The organism is Persicimonas caeni (assembly GCF_006517175.1).
In the GTDB taxonomy this organism is placed as follows: Bacteria; Myxococcota_A; Bradymonadia; order Bradymonadales; family Bradymonadaceae; genus Persicimonas; species Persicimonas caeni.
Map to the genome: position 1 here is coordinate 3,770,570 of NZ_CP041186.1, position 14,630 is coordinate 3,785,199.

Genomic DNA, 14,630 nt, shown 5'->3' on the forward strand with positions numbered 1-14,630 from the left:
CCCTGCGGGGTTGAAACTTTGATCGGATGCCTTAGTTTGATGCGCGCTGCGATGCTTTCAATCGGAGGCAGCGCTTCAAGCGCTGGTCCAGACCTAGAAGGTCTGCCTCCAAAATGGCAAATCCCAATTCATCAAATGTGAGGAATGTATGACTTCGAACAGCTTTCGTCTAGCCGTCATGCTCGTTTTGGCCGGAGCCATGGTCGCCACCGGTTGTGAGAAAAAAGAGGACACCGAGCCCAAAGAAGAAGCGGTGGCCGAGCCTGCCGAAGAGACTCCTGAAAAAGAAGCTCCCGAGCCGGGTGCCAAGGCCGACATGAAGCCGCACAGCTCGGCCGTGCCGGGCACCGAGAACCAGTTGAAGTGGGACCAGGACGTCCCCGAGGTCAGCCTCGAGATCACCAGCCCCAAAGAGGGCGAGGTGCTCGAGTCGGGTGACAAAGTCGAGACGACTTACTCGGTGACGAACTACCGCACCGGCAAAGAGATCGGCCAGCACATCCACGTCATCGTCGACAACGAGCCGTATATCGCTCACTACGAGGCCGACGAGCCGCTGGTCCTCGAAGACCTCGAGCCGGGCACCCACACGCTGCGCGTCTTCCCGGCGCGCCACTATCACCTGTCGCTCAAAAAAGGCGAGGTGTTCAAAACGCGCACCTTCCACGTCGAGAAAGAGTCGGAAGACTTCGAGTTCGACGCCTCGAAGCCCTACGTGACCTACAGCCGACCCAAAGGCACCTACGACGTCGAATCTGCCAAAGAGCTGCTTCTGGACTTCTACGTGTCGAATATCGAGCTGGGTGACGACGCCAAGGTCGTCTACGGCGTCGACGGCAAAGAGACCACGCTCACCGAGTGGAAACCGGTGCTTCTGCCGGCGCTCGAGCCCGGCGAGCACGAGATCACGCTCAAGCTGGTCGACGGCGAGGGCAACGTGATCGAGAACGGCGGGTACAACAACACGACGCGGATGATCACCGTGACCGAATAACGTCACGCATCCCAAAGACGCACGTCGTCGAGGCAATGCACGCAAAAAAGCCCCCGCCCGGAAAAACGGGCGGGGGCTTTTTTTGATCGTGGTACCCCTTAGGACCCCACGGATCGACCCGTCGCTATCAGCGCGGGTGCTCCTTTACGGCATCAGCATGGGTATTTGGTGACGGTCCAGCCTTTGACCTCACTCGCTTCGAGGTCGGTATGGTCGATGCGCCAGACGGGCGTGAGCATGAGTTGCTTGTCTTGCTCGCGCTCCTGGATGTCGATGAATAGCTTGGCCTTCGCCTTGTTGTCGAAGACTGGCCGCGACTCGGCGCGCTCGGGGTTGAGCGACTTGAGCCGTGGCAGAACCGACTGGAGTCCCGGGTGCGGGCTGCGAAGTTTGTCCGATTCACTCTGTTGCTGGCGCTTCATAGATACGTCCCCTCCCTGCAATAGCAGTGCAAGTCTGTCTGGAAGTGACATGCAGAACTGACGGTCATCCACGAAGTTGAGCACGCGCAGGGGCGAGTCCAGCGCAGGGGCCGGTTCGGCGCGGTCACAACACCAACTTGCCCAGGCGCTCGTACAGATCGATGCCGGCCTCCAGGCTGTCGAGCTCGATGTGCTCGTGGTCGGAGTGGGCGACCTCGATGTCGCCGGGGCCGACCAGCCAGATGGGGCCCAGCGGGCCGAGATACGTCGCGTCGGTGTTGAACGGCACGGTGCACGTGTCGACGTCGGCGGGCGGATCGAAGAAGACCGGGTCGTTGTAGACCACGTTCGTGACCTGGCCGTACGGTTCGACGAGCTCTTCGACCTTGGCTAAGAGCGCCTCGGTGTCGCTGACCGTGCGAAAGAGCGCCTGGGCCTCGGCCGACGGGGCGAAGACGTTGGCGGCCACGCCCCCTTCGACCGTGCCGATATTGAGCGTGGTCGGTCCGAGAGTGTCGTCTTCGGGCCAGTCGTGCGAGCGCAGCGCCTCGATGGCGTCCAAGAGCTTGTGCACCGCCGAGGTGCCGCGAGCGGGGTAGGCAGAGTGGCCGGCGACGCCGTCGGTCTCGAGGCGCATCTTGAGCATGCCCTTTTGAGCGGCGACGACGCGATTGCGTGTCGGCTCGCACAGGATGATGCGCTCGGGTGAAAGCTCCAGGTCGGCGGCGACCTTCGCGCCGACATGGTCGACCTCCTCGCCGACGACGAACAAGTAGCCGAAATCCTCGTAGCCCTCATCGAGCAGGCGCTGGCCGGCGTAGGCCATGGCGACGATGCCACCTTTCGTGTCGCACGCGCCGCGCCCGTAGATCGTGTCGCCCTCGCGGCGCGGGCCGAAGAACGGTGGCACCGTGTCGACGTGGGTCGAGTAGATGAGCTTGGGGTTGTCGGTGCGGGTGACGAGCAGGTTCCAGCGGTCCTCGGCGACCGGCTGGCGGGTGCAGTCGAAGCCCAGATCCCCAAAATATGCTTCGAGCGCGGCCAAAAAGGCGGCTTCGCGCCCGGAGGTCGAGTCGACGCGCAGCCACGTCTCCAGAAGCGCTGCAGGATTGCTAGTTTTCTTAGTTTTCATGTTTTTAAAGTGTCTTAAAATAATCTATATTTAATGGGCGTGCGACTGACTCCGTAAACGAGCGCCGTTCCGTGAGCAAGACACAAACCTACTCGTTTAACCTGCCAACCCGGGGAGCCGAGATCGACGGGCGCTACCGCGTCGTCGAGCAGATCGGGGAAGGGAGCTACGGCTGGGTGTTCGCCGTCGAGCACCAGTTCTTGGGGCAGACCTTCGCCATGAAGATCTTGCACCCGCGCGTCGCCTCCGACCCGTCCTGGGTGGTGCGTTTTCGTGAAGAGGCCAAGTCCACCAGCCTCATCGGCCACGAAAACATCGTCTTTGTGACCGATTTCGGCAAGTGCCGTAATTACGGCTATTTCTTCGTCATGGAGCACCTCGAGGGGGCGTCCCTCGACGCGGTGATCGCCGAGGAGGCGCCGCTGGGCATGCAGCGAAGCCTTCGCATCACGTTGCAGGCAGCCTCGGCGCTCTCGTCGGCCCATGATTTGGGCATCGTCCACCGTGATTTGAAACCGGGCAATATCATGCTCGTCGAGCGCTCCGACGGCAGCGAAGCCTCGAAGCTGCTCGATTTCGGCATCTCGAGCATCGTGATGGTGGCGGCCAAGTCTTCCCAGTTGTACGGCACGCCAGCGTACATGGCGCCCGAGCAGGCAGTCCAACCCGATGTCGATCACCGCGCCGACCAATTTTCGCTCGCCGCGATTCTGTACGAGATGCTCACCGGCCAAAAGCCGTGGTTGACCACGTCGTGGGACGACGCCACGCCCGAGGCGCGGACGACCCCTCCTCGGCCGCCGAGCGAGCTTCGCGAGGAGGTCGGCGAGGCGCTCGACGAGGTGATCTTGCGCGCGCTGTCGGTGCGCTTCGAGGACCGCTGGTCGAGCATCGACGAGTTCAGCCGCGGGCTCGTCTCGGCGTGCAGCGTGCAGTGGATCCCCAAGTCCGATCCGCTCGATTTTTGGGCCGAGGCCACCGAGGTCGACGAGGTCGCCCCGCAGGTGACGGTGCGTACCCCGAGCGCCGGCGAGTCGCTGGTGATCGTGCTCGATGACGTCGGCGACGTCGACTTCGAGACGCGCCCGCAGGTCACGGTGCGGTTTCGCACCGCCGACAGGCTCGCCCGCGAATATCGCCGAAACCTGCTCGCCGGCGGGCTCTTTTTGCCCAGCGACGAGCAGCCCGAGCTGCATTCGGAGGTCGACCTGTGCTTGGTCTTCGAGCCGAGCGCCCGCTCGCTGGAGGTGCGCGCGCAGGTCGTCGCCCACAGCTCGCCTGCCGGCGAGCGAGGCGGCTTCGGCGTGGCGATCTCGGCCGACGACCGCGACCGGCTCACCCACTTTTTGCGAAGTCTGCGCCTGGGGCTCGAACTCTCGCAGGCCGACGTGGTGCGCCCGATGCGCGAGCCGACGCCTGACGAGGACCTGAGCGCCGCGGAGGCGTTTTTGTTCTCGCGCATCGACGAGGCGATGCCCGTGGCCAAGATCCGCACCTTCGCCTCGGGGCTGCCCTTCGACGTCGAGCAGGCGATCCAGTCGCTCGTCGAGCGAGGCTGTCTCGAGATCGAGCCGGCCGATTTGAGCTCGTTGTCGGAGGTGAGCCAGATTCACGAGGCCGAGGTGTGGGCCACCGAGCTTCCCACCGAGGCGCGCACCCCTGAGCGTGTTCGCACGGCAGGCGCCGCCGCGCTCGTAGACGACGACACGAGGCTGCCGTGGCTCGACGAGCAGGGCGAGAATGGGGGCAAGAGAGGCAGCTTGGCCGAACCCTCCGAGATCTCGTACAGCCGTCAAGAAGTCGGCCGCGTGCTCGCCATGGTGCGCTATTTCAAGGCGCGCCAGAACTATTTTGGGGCGATCCAGGTGCTCAGAAAGGCCCTCGAAGTCAGCCCGTCGGTCCCCGAGTTCTACCACCAACTCGCCCTGCTCCACGCCCAATTCCGCGGCGACTACCCGCGCGCCTTCCAGGCGCTGCACGGCGCGATCCAGCTCGACCCGCAGAACGACGAGTACAAGCGCACGCGGGCCTATCTGGAGAAGTTGGCCGGGCTGGATGAGTGATTCGAGGCGTTGGCTGCTATTTAAGCACCGCCTCGATATCTTGGCAGATGAGCTGCACTCTCCTGATCGCCCACTTGTACTGCTGTCCAGATTGCCACGTCCAGCCCGCCTCGACAATGAAGCCAACGGCGACCTTGTTGTCCTGCTCGTCGCACTGGGACGTGTCGGTGTAGGCGCCATTGGGGCCGAACTGCGGCGACGGGCCAGGGATGTTATAGTGGTCCGCTTCGATCGCGTAGGTGTTTTGGTCAATCTCGTAGGACCGGCAGGTGAATTGGACGCTGTCGACGACCTCATCGCCGTGGTTGACGTCGACCCTGTAGATTCCCTGATTGGTCCCGGGGCAGGCATATTCCGCCCTGTTGTTGCTCGTGGCCGCCGAGGTCCACCCGGCATAGTCCAGCGTCCGCATGCCGAGGCTGTAGGTGCCCTGGTTGCTGAGGACGTCGACATCTTCACAGCCCGCATTGAGCGAGACGACCGGCCAGGTGCTCGGGAAGTAGTCGACCTTGACATGGGTCATGATCTTATCGTCGCTACAGACGCTATAGCTCGTGCTCATGTTATGGATTTCGACACCCGCGAACCTCCTGATGTCGAGGGGTCCCACCCGCTGCACCGGCCCCGTGGGGCAGCCCTCGTCGACCACCCCGTCACAGTTGTTGTCGACGCCGTCGCCGCACTCCTCGGTGGCGTTGGGGTTGATCATGTAGTTGTTCACGTTGCAGTCCCCGGCCTGGCTCACCGGACTGTTCAGGGGGATGGTGGTGTCTCCGGCGCAATAGGCTTGACTGGTGGCGGTGTTCGGATCTCCGAAGCCATCGCCGTCGACGTCCTCGTACCAGACGAGCGAGCCTTGGGCGCCCGGTTCGTCGACATCGGTGTCACAGTCGTTGTCGACGCCGTCGCAGGTCTCCGGGTTGGTGGGGTAGCGTCGAGGATCACCGTCATCGCAATCGCCCCAGTTGATGGCAACGCCGCTGGGCACGTCACCGGGGCAGTAGCGTGTCGGGTTGCCCGAGACGCCGTAGTTGTCGCCGTCGCTGTCCGGGTAGTACCGCGTGGCGTCGGTGGCATCCTCGTCGACCTCGCCGTCGCAGTCGTTGTCGAGGTCGTCACAGACCTCCGCGACCGTGCCGGGTTGAATGACGGGCTCACACTCCAAGGTGCCGGACGTACACACCTCCACGCCTGGCTTACAGATCCCGGGCTCGCCGCTGTCCGGGCATTCACCACCGGCGTCGGTGGCGTGGGTCGCCTCGTCGGTGCTGGGGTCACAGTCGTTGTCTTTGCCATCACAGACTTCTGGATGGGGGTTGGGGCCGCCATAGATCTCGATGTCGTCATCGTTGCAGTCGCCGCCGTTTGGCACGTAGGTCACGTCGGTGGGAAGCCCGCTGCCATCGCAGTCGAATAAAACGTGGGTATCGGAGCCCACGCCGTCACCGTCGCCGTCGCGGTGGAAGGTTCGGATGTCGTTGTTGGTGTCGATCTCGACTTCGCAGCCGTTGGTAGAGTCGCCGTCACAGTCGGCGAAGCCGTCGGCGCAGGCGATCGTGCACGTGGCGCCGGCCGATGGGTCGGATACGCACTGCTTCTCTGCGGTCTTGACACCGTTACCGTCGAGAATGTCGCCGGTGCACGTCGAGAAGCAGCTGCCACAGTGGTCGGCCGGGAAGATATCGGCGCTGGTGACCTCCGCGTCGTCGCTCAGCCCGTTGCAGTTGAAGTCCTGCGGGCCGCAGGTGGCCGGGAAGGGATGATCCATGGCGTCGGGGTCGTAGTAGGCGCGGTCGTCGCGGTCGTCGCAGTCGTGAGCGGTGACCAGATCGTCGGCCGTGCCGCAGTGGCCGGTGCCGAACCCATCACCGTCGTGGTCGCGACAGTTGGTGCAGGTATACGTTTCGGGCCGGCAGTAGGTCTGGGAGGCGTCGTCGGTGGCGTCACAAACAAAGCCCAGCGGGCAGCTCGCGTCGTCAGTACAGGGCGTCAAGCACAGTCCGCTCTGGCCGGCCTGGGCGGGAATGAGGTCGGTCAGGCTCCAGCAGAGTCCGTCGTCGCCGCAGGCGTCGGGGCCGTCACACGGCTCGCAGAACGAGTCGTCGATTTGCTCGTCGAGCTCGAAGGGCGGCCGACAGATGGCTGCGAAAGGCTGGCCGGCGGCCATTTCGGCCGGCTCGATCGGTTCATCAAGGGGCAACGAGGGCGCATTGGTCGGATACGGCGCTTCGCCCGTGGTGATCAACTGGCAGGTATGCGCCGCCGGATCTGCGGTGGTTCCGTTCATCGACAGCTCGGCGCACACGCCCGGGTTGTTGGTGCATTCGAGCGAGCAGACGCCCTCGTCGGCGCCCAGGCCCGAGAAGATCTCGTTTATCGCGATCGTCTCGGTGCCGTCGGCGTCGGGTCGGTTCAGCGTGACTTGCTTGACGCAGGTGCCCAAGCCGACGGGGCAATCCAAGTTGCTGGTGCAGCGGCGATAGTCGGTCAGGGTCCGCCCGGTGAATGGGGCATCGCCTTCGGCGTCACTGGCGACGTCGCCAACCCCGGTATCCGGCGAGTCGCCGTCGGCTTCATCGGTGTCGCGGGGGCCGGAATCACGCGGGCCAACGTCACTGGGGGTCACGTCGGCGGCGAGTTCGGCGTCGCCGGTCGAGCTAGCCGGGGGGGAATCACCACCACATCCCAGGTTTGATGTGACCAGGCCCGACACGACAAGCGCGGCAGTGGTGATTGCAAGATAGTGACGTCTCATTGGGTTCTCTCAGCAGCAAAAACGTTGGAGATATTCAGACGAACAGCGGTCGTGCCCACCCGGCGCATCGCCACGATACGCCGGGCGTCGCGTTCACTCACATTGTCCTTCGGGGAAGACGTCCTGATAGGCGTAGGTCAGCCGCAGCTCGATATCCTCGAGCTTGTCCCAGTCGAGCCGGGAGTTCTCCCCGGCCTTTTTGTTGATCAGGATGGTGTACTGGCTGGCCAGCGGGAGCCCACCGAAGGTCTGGCTTCCTTCGGCGTTGGTGTCGACGAACTCGTTGACGCCGGCCACCGGCGACATCGAGCGCCCCACCGTGCGAAGGTGGGAGATCTTGCCGTAGTTGGTCGCGCCGGTGCCGAATTGGGCGACGTAGTCGTCGATGCCCGGCTGGCACGAGCGCAACTTGCTGGTGCCGTCGTACAGCACGCTGACGGTGGGTCGAGCGTCGCCGACCTCGCCGACGAGCTTGACGCCCAGCGAGGCGACCTTGGCGTTGCAGGTCAGCTCCAGGTTGGCGAAGTCGTTCAGGTCGATGAAGAAGGTCGCCGCCAGGATGTCGGGATCGCGCGACATCAGGCTGCCGATGGTATCGTCGGTGCTGTAGCGCACGCGCTTGTCGATGGGGACATAGCCGTCGCCCAACACCGCGCGGAATCGCTGAGCGGGGCTCGAGATCTGCTCGGTGACCGGGTCGACGGTGGCGCTGTGCAGGCTCAACAGGTCGTCTCGCACCGACAAGTCCGACGAGACTTCGTTGATCGGCCCGCCGCAGCTGCGCTGCAATCGGGCCAGCTCCTCGGCGATCTTCTCGAGCTGGTAGGTGTTGCGCGCCAGCAAGATCGCCACGCGCTGATCCATGAACGGGCGCACCGCGTAGTACTCCAGCGCCACGAGCCACTCCATGAGCTTGTCCTTGGCCCGGTTCAGGCGGGCCTCGGCCTGATCGAGGCGGTTGGCGCGCCCGAAGATGACCTCCGGCGAGCCGACCAGGGCGTTGACGTCCTGACGCTGGCGCTCGAGGTCTCGGAGCTTGGCGTCGAGCAGCTTGGCGCGCTGGACGAATCGCAGGTACCTCGACACGGCTTGGTCGAATTGGAGGCGGGCCTGCTGGACGCGAAGGTCGAGCCCGGCGATGTGGGTCAGGTCTTGGCGAAAGTCGAGCCGGCGCTGGCGAAACTCGTCGAGGTCGCGCTCGTGGGTCAACTCGGCGTTCAGGTACGCCTGCGACAGCTCGATGATCTCCTTGAGGCGGGCGACTTCGTTGGCCGACTTCTGCTTGATGAGCCTGGCCTCAGCCTTGAGGTTGGCGAGCTCGGCCTCGGTGACCATGGTGCTCAGGTCGTTCTCGTCTTGCAGGTTGGCCATTCTGGCGTCTTGGACCATCTGGAGTGACTCATTCGCCATGTCGAGCGAATTGGCGGTCGTCTTCAGCCCGAGCGCGGCGGTATTCATGCCCACAGAAACACCCTTGGCGGCAAGTAAGGTGGCCATTTGAACCGGGGCGCCCACATCGTCGGGGGAGTCGGGCACGCCCGCGGCTATGGCATCGGCGATGCTGTCGATCGACTCGGCGGTGTGCTCCAGGCCGGCGGCTGCCGAGCGTGCAGTATGTGCCGTCAACATCAACCCCATGCTGCGCGTGACACCGCCCATGCGAATCTCGTTCCACTTGTCGAAGGTCTCGCCGGTCGACTCGATCGCCTCTTGGTGGGTCGCAGCGCGCTGCTCCATATTGTCGAGGATGTCGCTGACCGCCTGGCTGCGCACGTCTTGACGGTCCTGGATATTCTGCGCCAACGCCTCGGCACCTCCGAGGCGCTTGTCGTTCCACTCCTGGATCTTGGCCGCGAAGGTCTGCAGCTCGGCGTACTCCATGCTGGTGCGTTGGACGAGCGCGCGGAGCTCCTCGTCGGCGATGCCGATATTGTTGGCCGCTTCCATCACGTCGAGCAGCGATTGACCGGCCTCCGAGATGCTCTGCTGGCCGGCGGCGAAGTTGGTGTACTCGCCGGTGCCCTTCTCGAGGGCGAAGCCGCATTGGCCGACCTCGACCTGCACGCGACACGCCTCGTCGGTGCGCATGTCGCTGACGGTGCATCCGGAGGGCAGGCCGCACAGCTCGACGAGGCTGGCGCGCAGGTCGCCGATCTCGTTAGCCATGCGGTTACGCAGTTGGGTTTCGTCGAGCGCCTCGGCCTGAGCACGCTCGATGACGCCCGTGACCGACTCGTGGGCGCGCTCGAGCTCGGCGCGGGCCTCGGTCTCGCGCTCGCTCAACAAGGTGTCGTTGCCCGACAGCGGGTCGATCGAGGTGTTGACGACCACCTCGGCGTCGCGCGCATAGATGAGCTCGTCGAAGGGGAGGCTGAGCTTGTGCAGCTCGCGCAGCAAGATCGACATCCCGCCGGCGAGTCGGCCGGAGAGGTAGCCTGCGTCGGCGGCCAGGTTCAGGTTCTTTAGGATGCCGGCGGCCAGGTACAGGTCGAAGATGCGCGCGCTGACCAGGTCGCGCTTGGCGGCGCGGTCGGCGTCGGTCTTCAACAACTCGTGCCAGCGGGTGGTCGCCATGGTCAGCGAGTCGAGCGTGCCGCGCCAGCTCTGGGTCATCTGCACCAGCAGTTGCTCGCGGGCGTCGGCGCTGCTGGCCCCGGTGGTTTGACGGCTGAGCACGGCCAGGCCGCTGGCGTCGAGTTGGCCGCTCAACACGCCCATATGTGCGTCGAGCACCTTGGTCTTCCAGTCTTCGAGCAGTTGTCGGTTCAGATCTTCGACCGCCGAGGCGACCACGGCGGGATAGTCGGTGGTCTCGAGCCACTCGAGGCGAAGCTTCGAGTCGGTGCCGAAGGCGCCCAGCTCACGGCCCAGGTAGGCCTCCAGGGTCAACTCCTCGAATCTGCTGACCAGCGTGGCGTTGGAGGCGGCGTCGTTGGGCTGGTTGCGGTAGGCGTGGGCGGTCAACTGGCGGGCGCACAGCACCTCGTCGCTGGGGCGGCAGGTTCCGTTGGTGCCCGCGGCGCACTCCTCCATGAACTCGGCGAAGCTCTGGCCGGCGTCGTTGGTCGCGTCGCCGTCGAGGTAGTTCTGAATTTGTTGGCTGGTCGTCTCACCCGAGATGGCGTGCTCGGCCACCGCGACCGCGCACGATGCCTGCACGGCCGGGGCGGCGGACTCGAAAGCGGCGACGCCGTCGAGTTCGGAGTCACACTCGGTGGCGACGGCGAAGATGGCGTCGGTGCACGCCTCCAGCGGCGGGGCGTCGAGCGGCTGCGGGTCAGCTTCGGGGTGATCGCCCACGCTGATATCGGCGTTCGACGGCCCTTCGCTGTAGCGTTGCAGGTAGAGATCTCCGCTGAACTGGACGTCCTCGAGGGTGCGCACGCCGTTGGCGCTCAACGTCTCGTACAGGCCGGTCCACGTGTCGGAGAATTCGCCGATCACGGTTTGATCGGCGCCGGGCTCCAGCTGGAAGCGAAGCGCGCGGCGCACCTGGCCCGAGTCGGCCCTGATGATGCCGACGTCTCCCGAGCCCGCGTCGGCCACCTCGAAGGCGAACGAGAAGCGCGCGACCCACTGCTCGACGAAGTCGTCGTAGACGAGCTCGCGGGCGACGTACTCGATCTGGCCGTTGGCCGACGCCAGCGGGCTGAACAAGTGTTGGGGGCCGACCGGCAAGACCAACCAGGCCTTGTCGGCATCGGCGAGCGTGGCGCCGTCGGGCTGCGTGACGATTTGCAGTTCGAGGGGAAGCCCCGTGGGGCCGAAGGTGTCGACGTAGGCCTCGCCCACGTAGTTGCCGCCTATCGGATATTCGGGCACCAGCGCCAACTGGTAGTTGCCCACCGGCGTGAACAGCTTCAGACGCACTTGCTGGCTGTCGTCGTGCTCCGGGTCGGCCTTGCCGGTGGGGATGACGATGTCGACGACGTCCTGGCCGCCGCTGGTGCGCAACAGCTCCTCGGCGCCCTCGGCCTCGAAGCCGCGCTCGATGCGGTATTGCAGCCCCTCGGCGGGAGCGGGCTGGTTGAGCTCGAGCGTGAAGGTGACCTCCTGCTGGCCGGCGGCGACGTGGAAGACCGTCTGCGGCGTATTGGTGGCCGACAGGTCGGCGGGCAGCGTCGCGGCGACGTCGGTGCCGTCGGCCGTGCAGCGACCCCTGGGCGAGCACTCGGCGTCGCCCGAGCAGGCTCGTTCGTCGCTGCATTCGAAGACGCACTGGCTCTGGAAGCAGAACCGGCCGGAGGCGCAGTCGGCGTCGACCGCGCAGCCCGCGGTCGAGTTGACTTCCAGCGGGACCGTCGACTCCGGGGCGGGCTCGCCCGGCAGCTCGATGCTGGCCGGCTCGGGCTCGTCGCCACAAGCGCCGAGTACGGCCGCGGCGAGTATGAGGCTCAGCGCGCCGAGCCGAAGACGGGTGACGTTTGCTGTCGCACCACCCCAACACACAGTTCTTGCACAGACTTTCATTACATCACTCGAATTAAGTTCGATTGGCTGGTCCGTTCGGGCCTAACCCATTCGTCCAGATTTCATTCGAGCGTATCGAGTCTCACCCCCGGGCTGACAATCCCTCTAATGGGAGGGGGTGGTGTGAAATGTGTGAAAGGTGCGAGGTTGGCTGCGAGAGGTGGGAGTATTCTTGCTTACACTCAGAGCCATTGGGACATCAGCTCGGCGCGGCTGCGCACGTTGAACTTGCGATAGATCGAGATGACGACCTCGTGCAGCCAACTGGTGCTCAGGCCGAGTTCGTGGGCGATCTCTTTTTCGGAGAGAGGGCCTAGCAAAAACTCGAGCACGTCGCGTTCGCGAGGGGTGAGCGAGGTCTGGTCGGGCAATAAGCCTCTGCGCTGGCAGAAACTCCGCAGTAACGGGGTCAGGTGGGCGAACGCCAGGTCGAGAAACTGGCGGTCGCGCTCGGTGAACGGCCTTTCGCTGCGGGGTCGGTCGAGCCCGAAGGTGACTTCGACGCTCTCGTCGATCGGCACCATCGTCAGCAGACGTGAACGCATGCCCGTGGCGTACCACAGGTCAGGCACGGCCGAGTTCCGCCATCGGTGGCAGCTAGCGTCTTCGACTTGCCTAAACGTGCGGCGCGTGCCGAGGCCCTCGGCGGTCATGCGCACGATGGGATCGTCGTACACATCGGGCGTGCTCTCCGACCAGTCTCTTCCGATGCGCGTGCGCTGGGTCGCGTCGGTCCCGTACGCTTCGAGCAGCGTGGTCTCTATGCTGGGGGAGAGTGTCTCGGGTTGTTCGTCGGCGAGTTGTGGACTGAAGCTGTGGACTATCAGCAGAGAATAGTCGGTGTGGAGGAGTCGGCCCAACTGTTGATGCAGGTGTTCGAGCGCAACATCGACTCGAGTATGACCAATTTCGCTCAACTCGCCGCGTAATTTCAGCAAGCCGAGCAGCGTCGAGCGATCGAGTTGATCCGTCATGTGGTAGATTACTCACACAGCCAAAATCGAATATCAGTCGAGGTATACTACCAGCAACATCGCCGGTGGTGGCAAGTCGAAAACCACCATCGCAACGTGTCGTCACGCCCCCAAACGACCCTCGAGTTGCTGTGGGTTGACAGTAAATCGGCAGAGCGTCTAATCTCCCGTCCTCGTAAGGGACGCAAAAGAAAAGCGCTTTTTCTAAGCACGTCTAAGGGGATAGCCCCCATTTGCACATAGAATCAGGAGTTTTTGATGGCCGACGAGAATGAAAAGGGCTCGCCGTCTGCCGACGAGATCGTCGATAGCATGGCGGCCGACATGGGCGTGGAGGACGAGAAGGTGCCCGAGGATTCCGGCGATAGCGCCATGGACGGGCTCGGCGGCATCTTCGACGTGCCGTCGTCCTCGAAGCGCAAGAAAAAGAAGAAGAAAAAGTCGGCCAGCGACGACAAGCCCTCCAAAAAGGAGCGGCTCAAAAAGAAACTCGCCGAAGAGAAGGCCAAAGCGGCCGAGGGCGACGAGGCTGACGACGCCGACGATGCTGTCGAGGCCAAGTCCGAGAAGAAGGCTTCCAAGAAGAAAAAGTCGTCGGCCACCGACGAGCTCGGCGGGGTCTTCAACCCCGGCGGTTCGGGAGGCGGCAGCGACATCGACGACATCGACGTCGGCGGCGACTACCTGGGTGAAGAAGACCTGGGCGGCTACAAGAAAGGGTCGAGCACCACGACCATCATCTTGAGCCTGGTCATCGTCGTGCTCGTGGGCGCGCTCGGCTTCGTCGTGGTCAGTTTCACCGACATCGGCGGCGACGTCGCCGCTCTGTTCCGCGGTGAGCTCAAAGAGCGGCGCATGGCCGAGGCTCAGAAGAAGAAAGAAGAGTGGGAAGCCGCCCAGCGCGCCAAGCTCGAGAAGTACGGCACGCTCAACGTCACCGGCACGCCCATCTACGCCCAGATCAAGCTCGACGGGCAGACCCAGTACGGTCAGACCTCCTCGGGTGAGTGGCGAGACCTGCACCTGACGACCTCCGGGGCGATGTTCCAGAACCTCAAGGTCAAAAAGAAGCACACCATCGAGGTGAATGCTCCGGGCTTCAAGTCCGACAAGGTCGAGCTGACCGAAGGTATGTGGACGGGCGGATCGAGCCCCTACAGCTACCAGAAGATGGTCTCGGTCAACCTGATCCCCGAGAGCGGCCAGCACCAGCTCGAGTTCGAGCAGCGTCTGGACACCTCGGACGTCGAAAACGAGTACTACGGCGAGATCACCATCAACTCGATGCCCGCCGGCGCCAAGGTCATGTTCAACAACAAGCCGCTGCTCGACAAAGAGGGCAACGAGCTGGTGACCCCGGTGACCTTCGACAAGTTCTGGGTCAAGGACGAGGAGAGCGGCAAGCTCGAAGAGAGCCAGGTCAACGTGGACACCCCGCCCGACCGCGGCCACAAGATCCAGTTGGCCCTGCCCGAAGAGAAGGGCGAGTACCCCAAGTACGTCACCGCGCTGCAGCGTCGCATGTGGACCTGCGAGTGGAAGGACGGCCAGCCCCCGGCCACCCCGCCGTCGGGCAAGACCTTCCGCGACCTGTGCAACTACAAGTACACCCTCGAGATGGACTTCAACGCGCTCAAGAGCTACATCGAGCGTCGTGAGGCCGAGAAGAAGCGCATCGAAGAGGAGAACGCCAAGCTTCGCGCCGAAGCGGCCGAAAAGGCCAAAGAGGCAGAAGGTGGTGGAGAATAATTAGAGAGATGCATGGATTGGGTTGTTGCAGCGCCCTCTACATGAGCATCTAAGGACATAAGGGCTGCGAG

General features: G+C 64.0%; 8 protein-coding genes. 3 read left to right on the plus strand and 5 right to left on the minus strand.

The features are described from left to right. Positions 1 to 148 precede the first annotated feature (148 nt). Complete coding sequence (locus tag FIV42_RS14040; protein ID WP_141198301.1) at positions 149 to 994, plus strand: hypothetical protein; 846 nt, start codon at positions 149 to 151, stop codon at positions 992 to 994. A 152-nt stretch (positions 995 to 1,146) separates the two neighbouring features. On the opposite strand, the gene FIV42_RS14045 is transcribed toward FIV42_RS14040, so the two are convergent. Together FIV42_RS14045 and FIV42_RS14050 are read right to left on the minus strand one after the other, a co-directional pair. Further along, complete coding sequence (locus FIV42_RS14045; protein ID WP_141198302.1) at positions 1,147 to 1,416, minus strand: hypothetical protein; 270 nt, start codon at positions 1,414 to 1,416, stop codon at positions 1,147 to 1,149. Between the two features lie 124 nt (positions 1,417 to 1,540). After that, complete coding sequence (locus FIV42_RS14050; RefSeq protein ID WP_141198303.1) at positions 1,541 to 2,548, minus strand: M20/M25/M40 family metallo-hydrolase; 1,008 nt, start codon at positions 2,546 to 2,548, stop codon at positions 1,541 to 1,543. Between the two features lie 71 nt (positions 2,549 to 2,619). Here FIV42_RS14050 and FIV42_RS14055 point away from each other — a divergent pair, with 71 nt between their 5' ends. Next, complete coding sequence (locus FIV42_RS14055; protein WP_141198304.1) at positions 2,620 to 4,611, plus strand: protein kinase domain-containing protein; 1,992 nt, start codon at positions 2,620 to 2,622, stop codon at positions 4,609 to 4,611. Between the two features lie 16 nt (positions 4,612 to 4,627). On the opposite strand, the gene FIV42_RS14060 is transcribed toward FIV42_RS14055, so the two are convergent. The 3 genes from FIV42_RS14060 to FIV42_RS14070 form a co-directional block, all read right to left on the minus strand. Continuing rightward, positions 4,628 to 7,366, minus strand: a complete 2,739-nt coding sequence (locus FIV42_RS14060; RefSeq protein ID WP_141198305.1) for a putative metal-binding motif-containing protein — start codon at positions 7,364 to 7,366, stop codon at positions 4,628 to 4,630. A gap of 93 nt (positions 7,367 to 7,459) precedes the next feature. Then, positions 7,460 to 11,836: a dickkopf-related protein gene (locus FIV42_RS14065; RefSeq protein WP_141198306.1), complete on the minus strand. Its 4,377-nt coding sequence runs from the start codon at positions 11,834 to 11,836 to the stop codon at positions 7,460 to 7,462. Between the two features lie 182 nt (positions 11,837 to 12,018). Continuing rightward, on the minus strand, positions 12,019 to 12,810 hold the full coding sequence (locus tag FIV42_RS14070; RefSeq protein WP_141198307.1) for a helix-turn-helix transcriptional regulator: 792 nt from the start codon (positions 12,808 to 12,810) through the stop codon (positions 12,019 to 12,021). A 258-nt stretch (positions 12,811 to 13,068) separates the two neighbouring features. Here FIV42_RS14070 and FIV42_RS14075 point away from each other — a divergent pair, with 258 nt between their 5' ends. Beyond that, on the plus strand, positions 13,069 to 14,559 hold the full coding sequence (locus FIV42_RS14075; RefSeq protein ID WP_141198308.1) for a hypothetical protein: 1,491 nt from the start codon (positions 13,069 to 13,071) through the stop codon (positions 14,557 to 14,559). Positions 14,560 to 14,630: the final 71 nt, after the last annotated feature.